Annotated in this window: 17 protein-coding genes; 4 read left to right on the forward strand and 13 right to left on the reverse strand. The window is 67.2% G+C overall.

Annotation, left to right across the window (positions count from 1 at the left end):
• Positions 1 to 10 precede the first annotated feature (10 nt).
• The 3 genes from M9980_RS07515 to wecB are packed head-to-tail and all read right to left on the reverse strand — an operon-like array spanning position 11 to position 3,345.
• Complete coding sequence (locus M9980_RS07515; RefSeq protein ID WP_250748479.1) at positions 11 to 943, reverse strand: M48 family metallopeptidase; 933 nt, start codon at positions 941 to 943, stop codon at positions 11 to 13.
• A 7-nt stretch (positions 944 to 950) separates the two neighbouring features.
• On the reverse strand, positions 951 to 2,210 hold the full coding sequence (gene wecC / locus M9980_RS07520; RefSeq protein WP_250748482.1) for a UDP-N-acetyl-D-mannosamine dehydrogenase: 1,260 nt from the start codon (positions 2,208 to 2,210) through the stop codon (positions 951 to 953).
• On the reverse strand, positions 2,200 to 3,345 hold the full coding sequence (gene wecB / locus M9980_RS07525) for a non-hydrolyzing UDP-N-acetylglucosamine 2-epimerase (protein WP_250748485.1): 1,146 nt from the start codon (positions 3,343 to 3,345) through the stop codon (positions 2,200 to 2,202). Before wecB ends, wecC begins: the two co-directional genes overlap by 11 nt.
• Before the next feature lie 266 nt (positions 3,346 to 3,611).
• On the opposite strand from wecB, the gene M9980_RS07530 reads away from it, so the two are divergent.
• Positions 3,612 to 3,872, forward strand: a complete 261-nt coding sequence (locus tag M9980_RS07530) for a hypothetical protein (protein ID WP_250748488.1) — start codon at positions 3,612 to 3,614, stop codon at positions 3,870 to 3,872.
• A 980-nt stretch (positions 3,873 to 4,852) separates the two neighbouring features.
• On the opposite strand, the gene M9980_RS07535 is transcribed toward M9980_RS07530, so the two are convergent.
• The 4 genes from M9980_RS07535 to M9980_RS07550 all read right to left on the reverse strand — a co-directional run bounded on the left by M9980_RS07535 (position 4,853) and on the right by M9980_RS07550 (position 10,477).
• Positions 4,853 to 6,088: a hypothetical protein gene (locus tag M9980_RS07535; RefSeq protein WP_250748491.1), complete on the reverse strand. Its 1,236-nt coding sequence runs from the start codon at positions 6,086 to 6,088 to the stop codon at positions 4,853 to 4,855.
• 17 nt (positions 6,089 to 6,105) lie between these two features.
• On the reverse strand, positions 6,106 to 8,280 hold the full coding sequence (locus tag M9980_RS07540) for a GumC family protein (protein WP_250748506.1): 2,175 nt from the start codon (positions 8,278 to 8,280) through the stop codon (positions 6,106 to 6,108).
• A gap of 21 nt (positions 8,281 to 8,301) precedes the next feature.
• Positions 8,302 to 8,997 (reverse strand): polysaccharide biosynthesis/export family protein, encoded by a 696-nt coding sequence (locus tag M9980_RS07545; protein WP_250748509.1) that lies wholly within the window; start codon positions 8,995 to 8,997, stop codon positions 8,302 to 8,304.
• A gap of 97 nt (positions 8,998 to 9,094) precedes the next feature.
• Positions 9,095 to 10,477 carry an O-antigen ligase family protein gene (locus M9980_RS07550; RefSeq protein WP_250748523.1) on the reverse strand — a complete coding sequence of 461 codons (1,383 nt, stop codon included), beginning with the start codon at positions 10,475 to 10,477 and terminating at the stop codon, positions 9,095 to 9,097.
• 201 nt (positions 10,478 to 10,678) lie between these two features.
• On the opposite strand from M9980_RS07550, the gene M9980_RS07555 reads away from it, so the two are divergent.
• From M9980_RS07555 to M9980_RS07565, 3 genes are read left to right on the forward strand one after another with little or no spacing between them, the layout of a single operon-like run.
• Complete coding sequence (locus tag M9980_RS07555) at positions 10,679 to 11,482, forward strand: FkbM family methyltransferase (RefSeq protein ID WP_250748526.1); 804 nt, start codon at positions 10,679 to 10,681, stop codon at positions 11,480 to 11,482.
• Positions 11,483 to 11,485: 3 nt separating this feature from the next.
• On the forward strand, positions 11,486 to 12,613 hold the full coding sequence (locus M9980_RS07560; protein ID WP_250748529.1) for a glycosyltransferase family 4 protein: 1,128 nt from the start codon (positions 11,486 to 11,488) through the stop codon (positions 12,611 to 12,613).
• Entirely contained in the window at positions 12,610 to 14,145 is a 1,536-nt protein-coding gene (locus M9980_RS07565; protein ID WP_250748532.1) for an MATE family efflux transporter, read from the forward strand. The genes M9980_RS07560 and M9980_RS07565 overlap by 4 nt, the downstream gene beginning before the upstream one ends.
• Here the strand turns inward: M9980_RS07565 and M9980_RS07570 are convergent.
• Genes M9980_RS07570 through M9980_RS07595 form a run of 6 tightly spaced genes read right to left on the reverse strand, consistent with a single transcriptional unit; the run spans position 14,140 to position 21,378 of the window.
• The gene (locus tag M9980_RS07570) at positions 14,140 to 15,156 is read right to left on the reverse strand and encodes a CgeB family protein (protein WP_250748535.1); all 1,017 of its coding nucleotides are present in this window, start codon (positions 15,154 to 15,156) and stop codon (positions 14,140 to 14,142) included. The two genes, M9980_RS07565 and M9980_RS07570, sit on opposite strands and share 6 nt — an antisense overlap.
• A gap of 17 nt (positions 15,157 to 15,173) precedes the next feature.
• Positions 15,174 to 16,418, reverse strand: coding sequence for a glycosyltransferase family 4 protein (locus M9980_RS07575; protein WP_250748537.1), 1,245 nt, complete (start codon positions 16,416 to 16,418; stop codon positions 15,174 to 15,176).
• 4 nt (positions 16,419 to 16,422) lie between these two features.
• Complete coding sequence (locus M9980_RS07580) at positions 16,423 to 17,163, reverse strand: class I SAM-dependent methyltransferase (protein WP_250748540.1); 741 nt, start codon at positions 17,161 to 17,163, stop codon at positions 16,423 to 16,425.
• Positions 17,160 to 18,314: a glycosyltransferase family 4 protein gene (locus tag M9980_RS07585; RefSeq protein WP_250748543.1), complete on the reverse strand. Its 1,155-nt coding sequence runs from the start codon at positions 18,312 to 18,314 to the stop codon at positions 17,160 to 17,162. The genes M9980_RS07580 and M9980_RS07585 overlap by 4 nt, the downstream gene beginning before the upstream one ends.
• Positions 18,311 to 19,273, reverse strand: coding sequence for a glycosyltransferase family 2 protein (locus tag M9980_RS07590; RefSeq protein WP_250748546.1), 963 nt, complete (start codon positions 19,271 to 19,273; stop codon positions 18,311 to 18,313). The genes M9980_RS07585 and M9980_RS07590 overlap by 4 nt, the downstream gene beginning before the upstream one ends.
• The gene (locus M9980_RS07595) at positions 19,273 to 21,378 is read right to left on the reverse strand and encodes a bi-domain-containing oxidoreductase (RefSeq protein ID WP_250748549.1); all 2,106 of its coding nucleotides are present in this window, start codon (positions 21,376 to 21,378) and stop codon (positions 19,273 to 19,275) included. The genes M9980_RS07590 and M9980_RS07595 overlap by 1 nt, the downstream gene beginning before the upstream one ends.

The raw sequence follows: 21,378 nt of genomic DNA on the forward strand, positions 1-21,378 counted from the left end.
CGCCGCCGGGCTATCGCAATGGCGCCCGCGCGGCATCGATGGCGCGGGCTTCGTCGCGCATCGCCGACAGCCGCGCCTCCCAGTCGGGATGCGTGCCCCGCCCGTCGATCCGGCGGGCCAGGCGCCGGGCATAGTCCTGCCAGAAATCGACCGCCGCCGCAGGCGCCACCCCGGCGCGGTCGAGCAGGCGCAGGGAAAACCGATCCGCCTCGATCTCCAGCGCCCGGCTCCAGCGCAGGCGCGTGCGCTTCGACACCCTTTGCGATTCGAGGCGGGCGCGGTGGCCGAGGACATTGTGCGCGAGTTCGTGCGCGATCACCGCCGCCAGCGCATCGTCGGTGTCCGCCGCGTCGATCAGGCCGCTGCTGATCTGGATCACGCGCCCGTCCGCCGCGCCGCTCAGGTCGTCGCCGTCGGTGACTTCGAACCGCGAAGCGCAGGACGGGACCGCGACGATGCGGACGTCGCGGCGGGTGCCGTCGCGCTGCACCGTGACGACGGCGCCGCCCCCGGCGAGTGCAGCGACGAGCTGGTCGCGCACCAGCACGCTGCCGATCGCGTCGCGTCCCTTCGCCAGGACCAGCGGTCGCCCGGCGATCGCGACGATGACATCGCCGACGCGCACACCGGCGCGCGAGGCCGGGCTGCCCCCAGCGACCGCCAGCACCCCCGCCCCGGCGTCGAGCCCGTAGAGGCGGCGGGCGGCGGCGTTATAGGCGCCGCGGTAAGCATCCGCGGTCTGGATCGACAGGCCGGTCGCCGGCTCTTGCACGGGGCACAGCGCGACCGCACGGGTCGTCAGCCGGAATGCGACCTCGGCAACGCGGGCGTCCTGCGCCTGCAGCGCCCGCAGCGCGGGGAAGAGCGGGTCGTCCGCCGGCGCGCTCGACAGCGCCGTCGCCCCGGCGACTCCCGCCGCCAGCAGCGCCGCGAGCGCGATCATGCGCCGGTCAGCGCGGCGCGCCATTCCAGATGCCGCGGCTGTCGTGCACCGCCAGATGCGCGCGCGCCGCCGCCGGCACCGCGCGGAACGCGTCGTGATCGACGAGGACGACCGCCACCGCGCTGTCGCGCAACGCCTCGTGGAGCGGCACGAGGCGCGCACCGGTGCCGTCGAACGCGGCGGGCAGCGCGTCGATGTACGGCTCGACGATGCGAATGCGGTCGCCCCAGCGCCGGGCGAGCGCACTGGCGACCGCCATCGCCGGGCTTTCGCGCAGGTCGTCGATATTGGCCTTGAACGCCAGGCCCAGGCACGCGACGGGGCCGTCGCACGCCTCGATCAGGGCGTCCGCGCGACCGACCGTATAGGCGACCTTGTCGTCGTTGACGTGACGCGCGGTGCGGATCAGCCGGGCATTGTCGGGATCGCTGTGGACGATGAACCACGGGTCGACCGCGATGCAGTGCCCGCCGACGCCGGGTCCGGGTTGCAGGATGTTGACCCGCGGATGCCGGTTGGCGAGGCGAATGACCTCCCACACGTCGAGCGCCAGCGTATCGCAGATCACCGACAGTTCGTTGGCAAAGGCGATGTTGACGTCGCGCGATGCATTCTCGACCAGCTTCACCATCTCCGCGGTGCGGGCGGTCGTGATCGTGCATTCGCCGGCGACGAATCGCTTGTAGAAGGCGCGCGCCTTCTCGGCGCAGGCCGGGGTGATGCCGCCGATGCTGCGGTCGTTGCTGACCAGCTCCTCGATGATCTTGCCCGGCAGCACGCGCTCCGGGCAATAGGCGACCGCGACGGTCGCGCCCTCCTGCCCCTCATGGGGCAGGCGCAGATCGGGCCGCGCTTCGGCCAGCACGTCGCGGATCGCTTCCGTCGTGCCGACGGGCGAGGTCGATTCGAGGATCACCGTATCGCCCGCCTTCAGCGCCGGCGCGATGCTGCGCGTCGCCGACAGGACATAGGCGATATCGGGCGCATGATCGTCCTTGAACGGGGTCGGCACGGCGATGACGAAGACATCGGCCTGCGGCACCGTCAGCGATGTGGTCAGCAGCCCGTCGGCGACGACCTGGCGCACCAGCGCGTCCAGATCCTTTTCCTCGATGTGGATGCCGCCCGATCCGACCGTCTCGACGACGTGCGGCGACACGTCGACGCCGCATACCCGCGTGCCCGACCGGGCGAGCACCGCCGCGGTCGGCAGGCCGATATAGCCCAGGCCGATGACGGCGCAGTCCACCGAACGATCACTTCCCATCGATCATCACCTTGGCGATCCGTTCGCTCGCATGGCCATCGCCGAACGGGTTGTGGGCGCGGGCCATCGCGTCATAGGCCGCCGAATCGTCGAGCAGGCGCGCGGTCTCCGCGACGATCCGCTCCTCGTCGGTGCCGACCAGCCGGGCGGTGCCGGCCTCGACTCCCTCGGGCCGCTCGGTGGTGTCGCGCATCACCAGCACCGGCTTGCCGAAGGCGGGTGCCTCCTCCTGCACGCCGCCGCTGTCGGTCAGCAGGACGTGCGCGACCGACAGCAGCCGAACGAAATGGGGGTAGTCGAGCGGGTCGATCAGGAACACGTCGTCGCGCCCGCCGAGCAGCGCGTTCATCGGTTCGCGCACGTTGGGATTGGGATGCACCGGGAACACCGCCACGACGTCCGGGCGCTCGACGATTCGCCGGACCGCACGGGCGATCGCCTCCATGCCGTCGCCAAAATTTTCGCGGCGGTGGGTGGTCACCGCGACGATGCGGCGACCAGCGACCCGCTCGATCAGCGAATCGAGCCCCGCGGCAAGCGTCGGGTCGGCCGCAATACGCTCGCGGGTAACATGCAGCGCGTCGATCACGGTGTTGCCCGTGACATGGATGCTCGCCGGATCGACCGATTCGCGGCGCAGCGCGGCGGCGGCCGTCTCGGTCGGCGCGAAATGCTGGTCGGCGAAGGTCGAGATAATCTTGCGATTGACCTCTTCGGGCCAGGGATGATGGATGTCGAACGATCGCAGCCCCGCCTCGACATGGCTGACCGGAATCTTGCGGTAATAGGCGGCCAGCCCCGCGACCATCGCCGTCGCGGTGTCGCCTTGCACCACAACCCGGTCGGGCTTTTCGGCGTCCATTACGGCGCCCAGCTCGGTCAGCAGCCGTGCGGTCAGCGCGTCGAGCGTCTGCCCGGGCTGCATCACGTCCAGATCGATGTCGGGCACGATCCCGCTGATCGCCAGCACCTGGTCCAGCATGCCGCGGTGCTGCGCGGTGACACAGACTCTCAGCGCGACGCGCGGGTCGCCTGCCAGGCGCTGCAATAGCGGGAACAGCTTGATCGCCTCGGGACGCGTGCCGAAGACGACCAGGATGCGGATGGGGAGGGTGCGGAGCGGCGCGGAGGTCATCGGCCCGGGCCTTATCGAGTTGCCTCCGCGACACACAAGCACTCTTTTTCCGGTTTTTTCGCGTTCGCCCGGGCGGTTGGGGAACCGGACGGGTTGCGTTCCGTTCACTGACCGGTAATTGAACGCGAGGTACCTCGCTGACGAAGCAGGCGGAAGGAAGCGGTCGTAAAGCCGGATTTGGTGGCCAAACTTTCTTGCACCGCATGGTGAATTGTGGCAGGGGTCGTTTCGAAGCGGTCCTAAGAGATTAAAAAAGGGAGCAGTAGATGCGTCTTACGAAGATCATTGCGGCGAGCATCGTCAGCATGTCGCTGGCGACGGCGCCTGCCCTCGCAGCTGAGAAGTCGGTTGCGAAGCAGACGGTCAAGGCTGACGTTCGCAAGGCGAGCAAGCTGCGCGGCGTGAGCCGTCAGGAAGAAGAGAAGTCCGGTTCGGGCACGTGGATCGTCGCCGGTCTCGCGATCGTCGCGGTCGGCCTCGGCATCGCAGCCGCCGTCAGCGGCGACAGCAGCCCCACCAGCCCGTAATCGCTGGCGGATCGCACTGCAGATATTGATTGGGTCAGGCGAAAGCCTGGCCCAATTTTTTTGCGCGTACCGCGAATGGGGTGGATGCGTTGGCCGCGCATCGGAAACGCCATGCCGACGTAACAACCTGATCCGCAACGAAGCGGGTTGCTGCCCCACGGCGTCCTGAACCAAGCGGCAGCCGACGCCGACCCGAGGCGGTCGCACGTCGAGCCGCGATCATGCAGCACGTCGATGCCGCGGCAGTTCCTCAAATCTGCGAGTTTGCCACCGCGCTGCGGGGCTGACGAATAGTGACACATGGAAGGCCTTGCGCACTCGCCGCACGGCTCTCTGCGCCCTTCCCCGGCAACTCCCGAATCAAATCGCCTCATCGCCTCGGGCCGGTCTGCGCTGCGAGGCACTACCCGATCATTGCCCCTGTCCGACACGACCGATCGCCAAGAGTCAGGCTCCAGGTCACCGTCCGCCGACGGCGCACTCGCACCGCGTTCGGTTTCGGTCGGCGGCGCCGAGTGCTTTCCGACAACACGGACAAGTGTCAGCGGCCCGACGAATCGCCTCTCATAGTTTCACCCTGCGCGAGATGGACGGAGACCCGTCCGTCGGACCCGAGTTGGGGCGGACGCGATGCGTTCCCGATTCGCACGGGTGAGGTCCGGCACCATCGCAACCGTAGCGCCATCAACCTGATGTGGAGCCCACTCGGCCGGGTCTTTCATGGGGGGCGGCACCGTCCGTCGCGACGTCGGGCATCACGGAATGCGCGGGCGCGGCTGCATCACATGCTTGCTCGCAGACCCGCCAGACAATCGCTGGCCACCTCAAGCTCGAATGCGCGCCTTCCAACAGCGCCCATCGCGCAAAGGCGGCATTCCAACGAACCGTAACATCGACACGCGCTAAAGCCACGGCGTGAGGCGCCCGCATCCAAAGCGCGTCGCTATCTCGCCGAAAACCGCTTACCGGCGCCGATCGATTCAGCTGCCCGGTGCGCGCGCGATCGACACGTCATCCACCCACAGTGTCGCGGTATGGCCATTCTCAACGCCCGTAGCGGTCAGCGCCAGGGTCTGGCCCGCGCAGTCGGCAGGCACGTCGACCACGCCCGAATACCGCGTCCACCCCGACCCGGGCGCAAGGGCCAGGCGGCCGATCTCGCGCCCGCCCGCAATACCGCACTGGACGATCCAGCTGAACTGGCCAGCCACCGTCGCATCCTCGGCCAGCGCCTGCCCCGACAGGCGATAGCGTCCAGACCGCAGCGCCAACGACTGTACCGCAAACGTCGCGTTACCCTGCCCGTTGAAGGACGCGTACAGCGCACTGCCACGCCCGTCCTCACGCTGCTGCCGCTCGGCATAGGTGTCGCCACTGGGCGTAAACGTCCAGACATAGGGCGGCGGGGCATCGACGCCATCGAAGCTGCCGTCCAGCAACAACGTTTGCGCGAGCGACGGATTGGTCAGCAACGATACCCACCGAGCGCGCAGCACCGGTGCCGGCGTGCTCTCCGGAGACACCAGGAAATAGGTCCGCAGCTCGGCGCTGCTGGCGGGCTGTCCACGCCGCTTCAGCTCGGCCAACAGGTCGTACTTGCCGGCGGCGTTGGTCTTGTCGAGACCGAGCCGTTCGAGAAACGTCGGTCGCCAGTAAGGCCTGCGCACCAGCACCTCGGCCAGCGGCGCCTTCGTGGCGGGATCGTCGAGCAGCCCGATGAGCATGGGGAATACCCCATCCCAGCGATCGGGCTGCTGGCTGAGCACGATGTCGGCTTCGCCGATCGACTTCGCCGTCTGATCGTCCCGGTAATATTTGTCGAACAGCCACAGGTGCGTCAGAAAATCGCGGAGCGACGTGCGGCCGGCGGCGACCAGGATCGGTTCCGCCTTCGGCTCCCCCTCCATGCGCGCCACCACGAAGCCGATGTTGCGCAGCGCCTGGGGCGCATAGGGCGAGATTTCGAGTGCCTCGGTCGCCAGCTTCCGTGTCGCGACGGCGTCGTCCGGGCCCTTCGCCTCCAGCATGCGCTGGTAGGCCAGGCCGGCAACCGCCTCGGCATTGCCCGAATCGACCGTGTAGGCCAGTTCCGGGTTGGCCTTCAGGGCCGCAAAGGACAGCGCACTGCGCAGCCCGCACACGCCGATCACTGCGGCGACCGCAAGCGCCGCGACGCGGGCGCCGCGCGCGCCGGTCGGAAGCGTGACGTTGGTCATATGCCTATCCCGCCCGCTCAGGCGTTCCGCCGGCGGTCGCCATATTCATAGCTGTAACCGTAATCATAGCCGATCTGCTGCGCGTTGAACTTCGTCAGCACGGCGCCAAGCACACGCCCGCGAGCGTCGAGCAGACGGCGGATGGCGATGCGCGCGGCCTTGCTCCGCGTCTCGTTGGCGGCGATCACGAACACCGTTGCCTCGACATGGCTGGAGATCAGCGGCGAATCGGCGAGGCCGAGCACTGGCGGACCATCGATGACGATGTGGTCGAAATCCTTCTCCAGCGCCTGAAGCACCGCGTCGAGACGGCGCCCCGCCAGCAGCTCGGCCGGATTCGGCGGCAGCGGGCCCGACGACATCACCGCGAGCGACGATCCCTCCATGCGGTGGATAAGGCCGCCCAGGTTCTCGACCCCGGTCAGCGCATCGCTCAACCCCTTGCTGTTGGGCAGGCCCAGCGAGCGGTGGATGGACGGGTTGCGCATGTCGCCATCGACCAGCAGCGTGCGCGTGCCCAGCAACGCCAGGTTTCGCGCGATCGCCACGCTGGTCGTGGTCTTGCCTTCCGCCGGACGCGCCGAGGTGATGACGAGGGTGCGCGGCACGCCGTGGCTGGTCGAGAAGCGCAGGCTGGTCTGGACCGAGTTATACGCCTCCACCAGCGTCGATCGGCGATCGTCCAGCTCGTCGATGATGTTGGTATCACTGCTCATCAGCGGCACGGAGCCGAGCAGCGGCAAGCCGACCTTCGACTGGAGATCATGCGGCGTGCCCACGGTCTCGTCGAGCTGGGCGAGTAGCAGCGCCAGGGCAGCACCAAGCGCGGTTCCAAGCGCCAGTCCGACCAGCAGGTTGACCAGCGGGCGCGGCGTGTAGGGGCCGCTCGGCACCATCGCGCGGTCGACGATCGAGATGTTATTCACCCCGACGCCACCGGCGATGCCGACTTCCTTGAATCGCTGGAGCAGCGCCTGATATTGCTCGCGGTTGGTATCAGCCTCGCGCTGCAGGATATTGTACTGGATCGAGCGCGAGCGGTTGTTGAGCACGTTGCCCTTCAACGCATCGACGCGCGCCTGGAGTTCGGATTCACGTTCCACCGCAGCGCGGTAATCGGCGCCGACCGAGCTGGTCACCAGGCCCTGCTGGCTCGCGAGCTGGCGGTCGATCTCGGCGATCTGGCGCTCGGTCGCCTGGACCTGCGGATAGTCGGATTTGAACTGCACGCGCAGCTTGGCAAGCTGCGATGCGAGGTCGGCGCGCGTCTGGCGCAGCGACGCGATCGCCGGGTCGGCGAGCGACTTCGCAAGCGCCGCGCTCTGCGCGCCCTGCCCCGTCGAACGCGCGGCGGCGGCGATGCGGTCGGCGCGCGCCTCGGCCAGCGCGGTGTTCAGCGCCGCGAGATCGATCGCGGCCAGATCCTGCTCGCCTGCGCTCTCGCCGCTCTTGCCCGGCGTCTGGATGGTGATGAGGCCTTCGCGGTTGGCATATTCCACCACGCGGCGCTCGGAATCCTCAAGCCGGCCACGCAGCGCCTCAAGCTGGCGCCCCAGGAAATCGCGGGCGTAGGACGTGGCATCCAGGCGCCGCGCGAGCGTCGATTCGATGAAGGCGTCGGCGATGGCATTCGCGACCTGTGCCGACAGCTGGGGATCGGCGCTGGAGAAGCTGACTTCGACCAGGCCCGACCCGCGCACCGGCGAGACGACAAGGCCCGCCTGAACGGCACCGATCGCACGCTCCTCGAGCATCTTACGGGTCGGCGCCGCCGCACCGCTCGGCTGGTCGGGCGCCTTGCCGCCATACAGAAGCGTCGTGTTCTGCGACAGCCGCAGCTTGCGCACGACCTGCTCGGCCAGCGCGCGGCTGCGCAGCAGACCATATTGGGTCTGGTAGAATTCCATGCTGCCGACCGACGACGGCGGCTCGACGCCCTTCTGATCGACGACGCGGGCCGCCTCGCGCTGGATCTCGATCGACGCGGTCGCGCGGTACAGGCGCGTGGCGTTCAACGTGATGAGCAGCGCCGCGAGCAGGCCGGCGGCGGCGAAGCCGAGGATCAGCCACTTCCGCCGATACAGCATCAGCATGTACGTGGTCAGCGGATTCTCGCTGCCCTCCGGCTGCACGAGATAGCGAACGGGATCGGTGTCCTGCGCCGGATCGATCGCAGGGTTGTCGACGGTCATCGGATATGTCCCCGCTATCGATCAGCGAATGAGGTAGAAGAGGCCGAGGATCGGCGCCGCCGAAGCGACGTCGCGCAGCGCCAGGCGCACCGCGTCGGTGCCGACCACGACGATGTCGTTGCCGTAGATTTCGGGGTCGGCCAGCCGCCCGCCGCGAATGGCTTTCAGGTCGAACCGCGCCGCATACCGCTTTCCGCCGACGGTGCGGAACACCACGACTTCGCTGGCCTTGCCATAGTCGGACAGCCCCTGCCCCAGCGCCAGCGCCTCGGTCAGCGAGGTCCGCCCGACGATCGGATAACGGCCCGGCGTCTTCACCGCGCCGTCCAGCGTCACGCGCTGGCTCTGCGCCTCGATGATCGAGACGGTGACGTTCGGATCGCGCAGATAACGCGCGCCCAGGCGGTTCTGGATCGTCCGCGCCAGCGACTGGGTGGTCTCCCCGCTGGCGGGCACGTTGCCGATCAGCGACACCGCGACGGTGCCGTCAGCCTCGATCTGGGTGTCCCCCGAGAGTTCGGGCACGCCGAACACGCGGATCGCGATCTTGTCCGTCGGCCCCAGGCGATATTCACCGACCTCGCGCAGGTCCGACACCAGCGGCGCCGGCAGCGTCTCACCCGCGGTGACCGCACCTGCCTGCTCCGGGCGGAAATTGCTGCCGCCGCAGCCCGTCAATACCAGCGCAAGCGACGCAGGCAGCACCAAACTCCGCACAGCCGCACCCCTTTTCCACAAATAGTTCGCCGCCCCATCGACGCGGGGCGGACATTCGTTGCCTGCCATAGGGTCAACCACCCGGGCTCGCAACACATCAGTTCCGGCGGCTGCGCGTCCGTTCGGGGTCCGGTGCGGGCAGCATGATCGCGCACAGCACCGCGAACACAACCGAAATCGACCCCGTGCGCAGCGGATAATCGACCAGCGAATGAGCGAGCACCATCGCGACCGCCACCACCGCGACGCGGCGCAGGCGCAGCGTCGCCGGCGTCACCAGCCCGCCCGACCAGGCCGCCCGCCCCCGCACGATCACCCAGCCGAGCAGCGCGACGATCAGTATCGCGGCGGCCAGACCACCCTCGATCAGCAGCTGCGCGGGCTCGTTATGCGCCTGATTCAGATAGTTCATCGTCATCGTGTCGAGCGTTTCGTAGGTCCGGTACACCGGGTCGAAACTGCCGAGGCCCGAGCCGAACGGGAACATGTCTCCGGCGATCCGGAGGAACCGGGGCAGCAACCCGATGCGCCCAGCGCTGCCGTCGGCGAACTCGGATTCCAGCAGCGCGCGCACCGCCGGATTGCTGGCGAGCAGGACGAGGACGGCGATGAAGGCGGCGGCGATAGTCGCCGCGATGACGAACACGCGCCGCCGCCGCGCTTCGGGAACCTGGATCAGATCATAGGGCAGCGTCGCCGCCCCCGCGACGACCGCCAGCAGGAAGAAGCCGAACCCGGCGCGCGATCCGGCAAGCACCACGCCCCCGCCGAACAGCAGCAGCAGCACCAGCGTCAGGACGAAGGCGTTGGTCGGGAACGGCCCGCGCCTCGGGAATTGCTCGCCCAGCCACCCGATCGCCAGCACCGTCGCGATCGACAGGAACAGGCCCTGGTGGTTGGGGTTGGCGAACATGCCGACGCCGGCATCGGCGGCGGTGATCGCGTAATAGCGGAAGGCCGTTTCCGCTCCGCCCGCCATCTGCACGACGCCGATCACCGCGCTGATCGCGGCGAGCGTCACGATGACCAGGGTCAGATTGCGTCGGCCCTTCGTCTCCAGCTGCGCCGTCGCGACGAAGGCGACGACCGGTGCGACGAGCGCCAGCGCGGCGGCGACCGTGCGCTGCGGCACCATGCTGATCGGCAACCACGGGCGCACGCCGATCGCGGCATAGACGTCGGTGGCGAAGCCGCGGCCCGGCAGGTGCGACCAGAGCGCATAGGGCAGCGGGATCAGCTGGATCAGCGGCAATGCCACCATCCCCGCGATCAGCCATGCGGCGGGCCGCTCGATCGTCAGACGCCCCGCGGGCGTGATCCACACGAGGTAGGCGCCCGCCGCGATCGCCGTCAGCAGCACCACGACCGACCCCAGCACCTCGTACCGCGACGCGCCGCCGAACACGACCGCGGCCACCAGCAGCGCCATCGCCGCATAATAGGTTCTGGGGCGATCGGACGCCCGGCGCAGAAATGACATGGTGCCCGCTGAAAATTTTGGAAGGAACGCCGGGAAAGTCCGGGTCGCGGCGATTACGGGGTTTTGACGCAAGCCGCAAGGATCGCCACCGCCATCGTCGCGTGCCCGCGCAACTGCCAATCCGCTTGAATAATCGCGCGCCGCATCTATGCGCTGGCGGCCATGATCGCAAAACTCGCCCTCGGCCTGCTTGGTCGCCGCATGACCTGGCGTATCGGGCGCTCGCTCTATCTTGCGGCGCGGGACGAGACCGCGAACGCCATCGCCACCAACGGCGAGGCCGATCTGATCCACCGGGTGTTCGCCGCGGCGAGGGCGCAGCATCCCGATCGACCGATCGTCGCCTTCGACATCGGGGCGAACCTGGGCGAATGGACCGTCGCGGCGCTTGCCGCCGCCGGCAATGCGCCGTGCCGCATCGAAGTGTTCGAGCCGGTGCCGGACGCGATCGCGGCAACCACCAATGCCATCGCGGCAGTCGGCGGCGGCGACCGCGCGACGGTCAATCCGGTCGCGATCTCGGATCGAGATGGTGAAACCGAGATGCATCTGGTCGGGCCGACCGCGGGCACCAACAGCCTCGACGGGCCCGCCGTACAGGGATCTCGCACGATCACTGTACGGCTGGCCGCTCTGGAAACCATCGTGGGCGAGAAAGGCATCGACCACATCGACCTGATGAAGATCGATACCGAGGGTCACGACATCGCGATCCTTCGGGCGATGGCGCCCCTACTCGCGCGCGGCCTGCCGGCCGTGGTGCAGTTCGAATACAACCACCGCTGGCTGCACAACCGCGGCAGCCTGCACGAGGTGTTCACGCTGGTCGCCGGCACCGGCTACCGCGTCGGGCGCGTGCTGCCGGATGCGGTCGCCTTGTTTGCTGAATGGAATCCGGAACTCGATCGCTATTTCGAGGCTAACTATGTGCTTGTCCGCGCCGATGTCGCCGATGCGATCGGCGCGCGATCGGTGCACTGGGACGTCAGCAACGTCCCCGCCTGATCGATGAGCGCGCACGACACCCGCGCCGCGCCGCCAACCGGCCTGCGCGTGCTGCATCTGGTGACGGATGCCTATGGCGGCTACGGCGGTATCGCGCTCCACAACCGCGACGTGATCGAGTCCCTGGCCGAGGAACCGCGCCTCGCGGAGATCGTCTCGATCCCGCGCATCGCCGCGCCGTTCGACGACGCGGTCCCGCCGAAGGTGACTTTCGACACGAGCGGCATCGCCGGCAAGCGCGCGTTCCTCGCCACCGTCTGGCGGCATCTTCGGGATCGGCGCGGGTTCGACGCGATCTGGTGCGGCCATATCAATCTCGCGCCCATTGCCTGGCTCGCCGCGCGGTGGACGCGCGCGCCGTGGGCGTTGGCGATCCACGGTATCGACGCCTGGCCGCGCGCGGCGTCGGCCCGCGCCCGCTTCTTCGCCAGCCGCGCCGACTTGGTCGTCAGCGTCAGCCAGGTGACGCTCGACCGGTTCCGCTCGTGGTGCCCTGTCGATCCGGCGCGCTGCGTGATCGTCCACAACGCCATCCACCTGGAGGCCTACGGCATGGCGCCCCGCCGGGCCGACCTCGTCGAGAAATACGGTCTCGCCGACCGCACGGTGGTGCTCAGCTTCGGGCGGCTTGATCCGACCGAACGCTACAAGGGTTTCGACGAGTTGATCGAGGCGATGCCCGATCTGTTGCGGATGCGCCCCGACCTCACCTATCTCGTCGCCGGTCGCGGCGGCGACCTGCCGCGACTGCAAGCCAAGGCGCTGGCGCTGGGCGTCGCCGACCAGGTCGTGTTCACCGGCAGCATAGAAGAAGCGGACAAGGCCGATATCTACCGCCTGGCCGACGTGTTCGCACTGCCCGGACGAGGCGAAGGTTTCGGCATCGTCCTGCTCGAGGCGATGGCCTGCGGCGTGCCGGCGATCGGCAGCAGCCGCGACGGTTCGCGCGAGGCCGTGCGCGACGGTCTGATCGGGCAGGTCGTCGATCCAGACGATTCCGACCAGCTGCGCGAGGCGATCCTGACCGCGATCGAGCAACCGAAGAGCGTGCCGGCGGGGCTCGCACATTTCTCGCTCGAATCCTTCGGAAAGCGTATCAGAGGCGCGATGGCGAGGCTGATCGAGGCATGAAGATCGCAGGCCGTATCGGTCGCGAAATGGCCGTGCAGATGCTCGGCTTCGGCGTCCAGATTGCCGATCGAATTCTGATCGCTGGCCTCCTGATCCGCGCTTGGGGCGTATCGGGATTTGCCGAATGGTCGCTGGTGCTCGCCGCCGGCGGGTTGGTCGGCCTGTTCGATTTCGGCGTCAATCTCTACTGGGCGAACAGGGTATTGTTCCTCGTCCAGCGCGGCGATGCCGCGCGTGCACGTGCCGTCGCGCGCGCGGGGAACCTGCTGATGATAGGGGCCAGCGCCACAGGCCTGCTGGCCGTTATCATCGGCTTCGGTTTCTATGCACAGCGGACGGGCGGCGTCGAGGTTTCGCCGTCGTTGTGGCTTGCGGCTGCGCTGGTCGCCGGTGCGACGTTCGCGCGCAGCGCGACGACGATCCAGATGTCGGTCTATCGGGCGCACGAGCAGTTTGCCCGACAATCGCTGCTGTGGCTGGCGGGCGACGTCGCCCGTTTGCTGGTAACGGCGATCTTCGTCCTTGCCGGTGCGCCGCTCCTAATGGTCGCGGCGGCACAATGCGGGGCAGCGATTCTTGTGCACGGGCTGACGATCGTCCTGGACAACAATCGCCGGTTCCCGGAGTTTCGCTTCGGCATCGGCGCGATCCCGCCTGAGGAACGGCCCTGCGCAGCCCACATGATGCTGGGTTTCTGGTTGCAAAGCGCCCCATCGACGGCCTTGACCTACATACCCATCTTTTTGCTGGGCGGGGTCAGCACAGCGACCGGCCTTGCGCAATTCGCGCTCATGCGCACGCTGTCAAATGTCATGCGTGCCGTTCTGCAACCATTCTCGGTGGTATGCGGCCAGGAAAGCGCGAGGCGGTTCGCGATTGGCGATCGTGCCGGAGTGGGATCGACCTACGGTGAATCCGTCGTACTGCTAGGCGTGCTCGGCGCCATCCCGGCGGCTATCCTGATGGCGCTCGGCCAGATCGTATTCGCCCTTTGGTCGGGCCACCGCAGCCTGTTCGATCCCCTAATGCTGATGTTCGCGATTGCGCCACCGTTGCTGTTTCCATCGATCATGATGGCGCAAGCCTATCTGTCGACCATCAACGACCCTTGGCCGATCGCCTGGTCGCGGGTGGTGCAGACATTGCTGTCGGTCGCTGGGTACGTTGCGCTGCCGATCGCGGATCCGGCAATGCGCATGTTTGTGGCGCTCGCCGTGGCGGAAATCGTCGCGCTCGGCATTGGATTGACGCGTGCCGTGCGGAAAAGCGTTCCGGGGTCCATGCTGCTCCTGACCATCCGCGCCGGACTGGCGACGGCGGCCGCCGTCGGCATGACGTATTTCGCCGCTTATCTTGGCGGGATGATCGAGGCTCCGCCGCTCCTGCGCTTGGTTACCGGCGGACTGGCAGGCGGTCTTGCCGGCGCCGTGGCGGTCGCGGCGTTCGGTATTGACGCGCGCCGTCGCAGTGCACTCATCGCAATGCTTGGTCGGCGGCTGCGCCGTCCTGATGCGACGTCGCCACCGTCATAGCCGCTGAATGGCGTTGGCGATCTCCGTTGCGCGCGCATCGAGCGAATAGGCCGGCACCGCTCTCGCATGACCAGCAGCCGCAACCGCCCGCCGATCATCGGCATCGGCGAGAAATCGGTCGATGTTCCCGACAAGGTCGCCCGGTGTGGAAAACGTCCCGATCTCCTTATCCGGATCGTAAAGCGATCGCACTTCAGCATTATCGACATGCAACATGAACCCGCCGCATGCTGGTATTTCGAAGCTTCTCGTCGATACTGCATCCTCCCATCCGGGCGTACGCACCGGCCCGGAATGCAGCGCGAGGTTGATGCGGCTCACGCCGACGAGATGGGCGTAGAAATCGCCGCTGATCGCATGTCCGATGATCGCGCGCTCGAAAGCCGGGCCTTTGGCAATGTTCGCCCAATTCCATCCGACGATCGCAATTCTTCGGTCCGGAAATGCGTCGACGACGTGCCTTAGCCAAGCAAGCTTGTAGGGCGACGGATTTCCCACGTACGTTATATCGTATTCGTAATCGTTCTCATCCGCAGGCACAGAGACGGGGCGGTGGACCAGCGGAGAGTATCCGTGGTGCACGAATGCCAGCCTGTTCGATCCGACCAAATCCTTCAGATAATCGAGGTGATAGGTTTTGGTGGTTACGATCAGGTCGTAGCGCGAAAGAACGGAACGGTCGGTGCCGACATGCTCGAATTCCACATCGGGATAGTAATTCACGGTGCGAACACCGCGCGCATGAAGACTTGCAAGCGTGCCAGCCGTGACGAAACTACCCTTAACGGTGATAAATACGGTAGCCCCGCACCGTTCCACGGCGCGAAGAATCGCGGCATTATAGTCCGCGACATGAAATTTCTGCAGCAGACGCGCTTCGATGCGGCTGACAATTCCCCTGCCATGGGGCAGAAAATCACGAACGTCGATCTGCTCGACCAACCATCCAAGGTCGCGAAAGCCGTTGGCGAGACCCAGACCCGTAGCCCCATGCCAGAATTCCGTCGCCATCACGGCTCGCGTAACCGTCATGCTCGGCGACCACGCCGCGGTCCCGCTTCGATTGCGCGCCTGATGCCGTCGACGCTGCGGTGCAGGTCCAACTCGCCAAATATCTCGAGCGCCCGCCGACCCATCGCCGCGCGCAGGTCGGCGTCTTCGGCCAATGATCGGATATGGGCGGCCAGGGCCTGCACGTCGCCGACAGGATAAACCAAGGCGTTTTCACCAGAACGCGCGATGTCCGTCGCCCCCTCGGCCCCGATCCTGTCGCTCAGCACGACCGGCAGACCGACGCATGCCGCCTCGGAGCAAACCAATGGATGGGGGTCCGCTTCCGACGGGTGAACGAGCAAGTCCGACGCCGCATAGAGGCCCGGAAGCCGATCCACGTTTACGAATCCGAGCAGGTGCCCCGGCGCACCCAGCGCCTCGATCTCCTGCCGCATCGGTTCCATCAAAGCGCCGTTGCCTGCGAAGACGGCGTGGACGGTCACACCGTCGTCAGCGAGTGCCGACACAGCCCGCAACAGATCCTGCGGGCGCTTTCGTTCGGTCAGCTTGCCTACGAACAGAGCGATGATCGCGTCAGGCTCGAGTCCGAGATCCTTGCGCAACGCGGCGCGCACTTCCGCACGGACGGCGGCGGCGCGCTTGAACGCCCCCTCGTCGATAGTGAAGGGAGACCGGAAAATGCGCGATGCCGGAACGCCGTGGTGGCGGTAATAGGCTTCGTTGCGATCACCCACGGATAAAAAAGCATCGATGCGACGATAGGCCAGCGGCACGAGCAGCCGCTTGACTGCGCGACGCCAGAACGCGCGTCGTTGCAGCAATTCGCTGTCGCTTATCATCAGGACGGCGCGCCCCATACGGTGACCCCAGTCCGCGGCACGCAACGCGTTACGCTGATTGTAGCCGTACACCATCACCGAGTCCGGATCATAGGCGTCCAGCGCGTCTTCGAGTCCGGGAGAATCAATCGTGGAAAAGCCGATGGACTTAACTCTTTCCGCGCCGGCCAGGAAAACGTGGTCGTAGCCCGCCAACAAATCCATCTTCCATGCCAGCTCGACATTCATCTCGGCATCGAAATAAGGATCGAGACCGATCCGACTGGCGTAAAATACCCGGACAACGATGTCCGGTGAATCCGCGAGCGCGCGGTAGAGCGACACGAAATGCTGAATCGGATGCGAAACAATGATCGCCAAGCGCTTCTTTGGCTTAGAGCGCAGGCGTTCGTCGCCGCCGGGGGCAGTGGATAGGCTCACTCGATCACTCCTTGCCCGGCTCGGGAACGACTGCGGAAGCACTCGGGGCTTGCTTTGCCAACACGTGAACCGCCACCGGCGCCAGTTCGACGCTGGTACCATAGGCGAACCTGACCACCGCCTCGATCATCCGGCGCACGATATGGCGCGCAGTCCGCACCGCATCGCGGGCGGCGTTTCCAGAACGCACACGCGCCACCCCTCCATAGCGTATCGTTCGTAATCCCGTGCCGCTCGCGAATTGTTCGATCTTGGCCCGAGACAGGGCGATCAGGTGGGTCGCGTCGCCGTTCTGCGGATCGAGCCCGAACGGGCTTTGGCCGTTGGGATAGCGCAGGATGAGGCGCCCGCCGGGCTTGAGCGAACGCGCGATCGCCGCGATCTTCGCAGGTATGGCGGCGGGCGGAAGATGTTCGAACACGTCAAAGGCGACGACTGCGTCATAGAACTCGGCGCGCAGCGCACTGTGTTGCTCGAAATCGGCTGCAAGCAGCGGGATGCCGGCCTTCTCCGCGGCGGCGATCGACGCGGCGGTGATCTCAATCCCGCTAACGCGCGCGCCTTGATCCTTTGCCCAGCCGAGAAATTCGCCTGCCCCGAACCCGATCTCGAGCACCTCGAGGCCGGTCGGATCCACGGCGAATTCAGCCGCATAATAGCGTCCTTCTTCGGCGGTCCAGGCAAAGGCCGTGCCCCAGCCTTTCCAGGCGTGATAGTCGTCATACAGCGCGGAGGTGTCGGTCATCGCTTTGCCTTCTTGCCGGCGAGTTCGTTGAACAGTTCGCGCATCTTCGGCAGCGCATCGCTACCCGCTACGTGCGCCTCCGCGCGGCGTCGTGCGCCGGTCCGCCACGCGGCAAGCTCGGCATCGGGCATGATCGCGAATCGGTCGATGGCAGCGGCCACCGCATCGACGTCATCGAGCGGCACGTCCCACCCGGCCTGGACCGCAGCCAGATCCCGCCACGGGGTCTTCTGCCCGATCACGACGGGCGTGCCCGCGGCCAGCGCCTCGAAGATGCTGTGTCCGAAATTCTCCGACCGCGACGGCAGCAACAGCACGTCCTGCCGCGCCATCGCCAGCGCGGCATCGGCGTTGGCGATCTCCCCCATCGCCACCGCCTCGATATGGCCTGGCAGTGCCGCGATCAGCCGCTGGCAGCCTTCCCAATGGGCCATGTCCTGCGCGGGGCCGTAGATTTCGAAGCGGACCGGCCGCACGACGCGGGCCAGCGCGCGCAACGCGACGTCCAGTCCCTTGACCGGCGAGATGCGCCCGAGGAACGCCACGCGCAGGGGCGTGCCCGGCGGACGCGGTGCATGATCCGGCAGATCGAACATGGGCCGCAGGTTCGTGACCAGCCGCACGTCGCTGTCCGGCAAGGCTTCGCGGATGTCGGCGAATTCGGCATCGCTGGTGGCGTGCAGCGTCACCCCGCGCAGCAGGCCGAGCGCACGCGCCGCGAACAGATAGGCCCGCTTCTGCGGCGATTTCAGCGCGAGCGCCCCGCCCGAAAATTCGCCGCGTGGCGACAGCAGTACACCGCCGCTGCGGCCCGCCCACCGGCGGTGGACAAGCGCCGGAATCGTGAAGTCCCGGTCGAAGAAACCGTTCAGGTCGAGAACGTCGTGCGGCGTCTCGGCGAGCAGCTTGCCCAGCCCCGACACACCGATCCGGCGCGCGGGCAGGTGGATCGAGCGGGCGTATCCAAGGTCGTGCCAGCGGCCCGCCTCCACGGTCGACGCGGCGGCGCCGAGCGGTCGGTCGCGGGCGGCGATGCTGAAATCGAAATCGTCCCGCAACGCTTCGCACATCGCGCGCAGGCTGAGGTTCGGGCCGGAGGAATCAAATCCCGGAACATAGCTGCCAGCACAGATCAGGACGCGGGGCTTCACGCTACCTGCTCCGGCGAGGCGACGGGAACGGCATCACGGATGCCATAGGTCCGCTCCAGATAGTCGCCGAAGCCCTCGGTGCCGTACGCTGCGATCTGGCGCCGTGCCTCGTCGATCTTCGCGTCCATCAGCATGAAGAACCAGAAGCCCTGCATGAAATGCCAGACGAACCCCATGCGACCATCGAGGAAGCCCAGACGCAGGAAATAGCGTTGGACGAAATACAGCACCGCCCGCAGGTACAGCGGCGCCCCGGCATACAGGATGTTGCGAAAGAAGCGTTTGCGCCGGGCGTTGGCATTGGCGTCGACCGCCATCCGCTCGTCCAGCGGGAAGATCCGATGCTCCAGATTGATGAAGTCGATCATCTGCAGCGTCGCATAATGGTTATGCTTGGCGGTCCACCAGCCGATGTCCTTCAGGCTCTCGTCGACCAGGTCGCCCCCGTTCAGCCGGTGGCGCTCGCCGTGCGCGAGGACGATCTTCTCGTCCATCCAGCGTTTCTCGACCGACCCCACGCCGGTCCGCCACAGCCGGGTCAGGACCGTGCGGTAATAGCCGCCCCAGCGGATGAACTTGCCCTTGAAGATCACCTTCAGCTTCAGATCGCATCCGGTGACGGTCTCCGGCAGAGAGCCCAGATCGCGACGGATCTGCGCGATCAGCCCCTCCTCCAGATACTCGTCGCAGTCGATCTTCATCGTCCAGTCGGACGTCACCTTCGCGGCGCGCATGCCCCAGTCGAACTGGTCGGCATGGCCGCGGAAGGGGTTTTGCAGGACTTCCGCGCCCAGCCCGCGCGCAATCTCGACCGTGCGGTCGATCGAGAAGCTGTCGATCACCACGATCCGCTCGCACACCGGCTGGAGCCGCGTGATGCAGCGTTCGATGTGCACTTCCTCGTTGAACGACAGGATGATCGCCGTGACCGAGGGCTTGGCCGCGGAATCGAGGCGCATCAGTCGGGCCCGACGCCGGCGAGCTCCAGAGTGGCCGCCGAAACCGCGATCAGTGTATCGAGCGCGATCGGTGCCGCCGCGCCGCTGCGCGCTGCGGCGAGGAACGCGCCGACCAGCGCCGCCTGCCCCTTGTCCTGCGCGGATGCCGACGTCGTCTGGGTCTTGCCGCCGCGCGTGACGTGCAGCTTGCGGAAATCGTCGAGGCGCACGACCACGCCGGTACCGAACGCCTCGATCGCCTCCTTGGGCACCGACGGATCGCCGACCGAGGCGTAGAGGATGGTGCCGACCGATCCGTCGCCGAAGCGAACGATCGCGGCCAGGCTGTCGCCGATGCCGGTCGGGTTGACCCCTTCCACCGCCACCGGGTCGGCGCCGCACAGCGCGCTCAGCGTGTCGACGAAGTGGCAGACTTCGCCGACGATGCGCCCGCCACCCTCGGCCCCGTGCAGCCAGCTGTCGCCCGGCACATGGCCGGCGTTGATGCGATACTGCATCACCAGCGGCCCGCCCGATGCCGCGAGTGCCTGGCGCGCGGCGACCACCATCGGCGCGAACCGGCGGTTGAACCCGACGGTCAGGATGCCCGGCGCCGACGCGGCGGTCTCGGCGACTTCGGCCAGTTCCTCATGCGTCATCGCCAGCGGCTTCTCGACGAAGACGTGCTTGCCCGCCTTCAGCGCATCGATGGTCAAACGCGCATGGCTGTCATGCCGAGTGGCGACGAACACGCAGTCGGTCTGGGGATCGTCGAGCACGGTCGCCGGATCGGTCGATGCGGTGGCGAACCCCGAGCCCTCGGCGGCGCTGTGCGCGGAGATGCCGGTCGAGGTGACGACCGCAGTCAGCCGCGTCTCTCCTGCCTTCTTCAACGCCGGCAGCAGCACCGCCTTCGCGTAATTGCCGAAACCGACGAAGGCCGATCCCTTGCCGGTCGGCGCCGGCGCGGCGGCGGCCGCGGCCATCGGCACCGCGCGCGCGATGGCGGCGGGCTCCTCGGGATAGGTCAGCAGGATCGCCAGATACGGTTCGTCGCCGTCCATCATCGCATAGGCGGTCTCGGCGTCGGCGATGGGAAAGCGGTGCGTCACCAGCTTCGACGGAGTCACCCGCCCGCTGGCGATCAGCTCCAGGAACGCCTCCATGTTGCGCTGTTCGGTCCAGCGGACATAGGCGATCGGATAATCGTTGCCGGCCTGCTCGTAGCTCGGGTCGTAGCGGCCCGGGCCGTAGGACATCGACAGGCGCAGATCGAGCTCGCGTTTGTAATAGGCTTCGCGGTCGACGTTCATGCCGACCATGCCGACCAGCACGACGCGGCCCTTCATGCGGCTGATCGCGCCGGCGACGTTGGTCGGATCCGACGACTTGGACGAAGCCGTGACGATGACCGCATCGGCACCGACGCCGCGGGTGAAGGCAGCGACCGCCTCTTCCAGCCCGCCCGACACCGCGCGATCCGCGCCCATCGCCTCGGCGAGCGTGGCGCGCGCCGGGTTGGGATCGAAGCCCAGCACTTGGCAGCCGTTCGCCTTCAGCAGCTGTACCGTCAGCTGCCCGATCAGGCCCAGCCCCATCACCACGACGCGCTCGCCGAGCGTCGGCTGCGTCACGCGCACGCCCTGGAGCGCGATCGCGCCCAGCGTCACGAAGCTCGCATCCTCGTCGCTGACGCCGTCGGGGATACGCACCGACAGGTTCTTGGGCACGGCATTATATTCGGCGTGGTTGGCGACGCCCGCACCGGCGCAGGCGACGCGGTCGCCGACGGCATAGCCGCCGCCGTCGCTGCCCGCCGACACCACCCGGCCCGCGGTCGAATAACCGAGCGGGATTGGCGTATCGAGCTTTGCGAACACCTTGCGCGCGGTCGGCAGCAGCCCTTCCTGCTTCACCTTCTGCAAGGTCTTGCGAACGAGATCGGGCCGCGCCATCGCCTTGCCGGCCAGGGACGATCGGGCGAGGTCGATGATCTGCTTCTCGGTGCCCGCGCTGATGAGCGAGACGGTCGTCGCGACCAGATTTGCACCCCGGCCGGCGCGCGGCACGGGCGCGTCGATCAGGCGCAGCGCGCCGCTGCGATAATTCTGTTCGACCTGTTTCAC

Source organism: Sphingomonas donggukensis, from assembly GCF_023674425.1.
Taxonomy (GTDB): Bacteria; Pseudomonadota; Alphaproteobacteria; order Sphingomonadales; family Sphingomonadaceae; genus Sphingomonas; species Sphingomonas donggukensis.

Excerpts from the sequence above, each read along its gene's own strand:
- M9980_RS07560 (WP_250748529.1), top strand. The coding sequence starts at position 11,486 with ATGAGCGCGCACGACACCCGCGCCGCGCCGCCAACCGGCCTGCGCGTG.
- M9980_RS07555 (WP_250748526.1), top strand. The coding sequence starts at position 10,679 with ATGACCTGGCGTATCGGGCGCTCGCTCTATCTTGCGGCGCGGGACGAG.
- wecB (WP_250748485.1), bottom strand. The coding sequence starts at position 3,345 with ATGACCTCCGCGCCGCTCCGCACCCTCCCCATCCGCATCCTGGTCGTC.
- M9980_RS07580 (WP_250748540.1), bottom strand. The coding sequence starts at position 17,163 with ATGACCGACACCTCCGCGCTGTATGACGACTATCACGCCTGGAAAGGC.
- M9980_RS07590 (WP_250748546.1), bottom strand. The coding sequence starts at position 19,273 with ATGCGCCTCGATTCCGCGGCCAAGCCCTCGGTCACGGCGATCATCCTG.
- wecC (WP_250748482.1), bottom strand. The coding sequence starts at position 2,210 with ATGGGAAGTGATCGTTCGGTGGACTGCGCCGTCATCGGCCTGGGCTAT.
- M9980_RS07535 (WP_250748491.1), bottom strand. The coding sequence starts at position 6,088 with ATGACCAACGTCACGCTTCCGACCGGCGCGCGCGGCGCCCGCGTCGCG.
- M9980_RS07540 (WP_250748506.1), bottom strand. The coding sequence starts at position 8,280 with ATGACCGTCGACAACCCTGCGATCGATCCGGCGCAGGACACCGATCCC.
- M9980_RS07565 (WP_250748532.1), top strand. The coding sequence starts at position 12,610 with ATGAAGATCGCAGGCCGTATCGGTCGCGAAATGGCCGTGCAGATGCTC.
- M9980_RS07550 (WP_250748523.1), bottom strand. The coding sequence starts at position 10,477 with ATGTCATTTCTGCGCCGGGCGTCCGATCGCCCCAGAACCTATTATGCG.
- M9980_RS07530 (WP_250748488.1), top strand. The coding sequence starts at position 3,612 with ATGCGTCTTACGAAGATCATTGCGGCGAGCATCGTCAGCATGTCGCTG.
- M9980_RS07570 (WP_250748535.1), bottom strand. The coding sequence starts at position 15,156 with ATGGCGACGGAATTCTGGCATGGGGCTACGGGTCTGGGTCTCGCCAAC.
- M9980_RS07515 (WP_250748479.1), bottom strand. The coding sequence starts at position 943 with ATGATCGCGCTCGCGGCGCTGCTGGCGGCGGGAGTCGCCGGGGCGACG.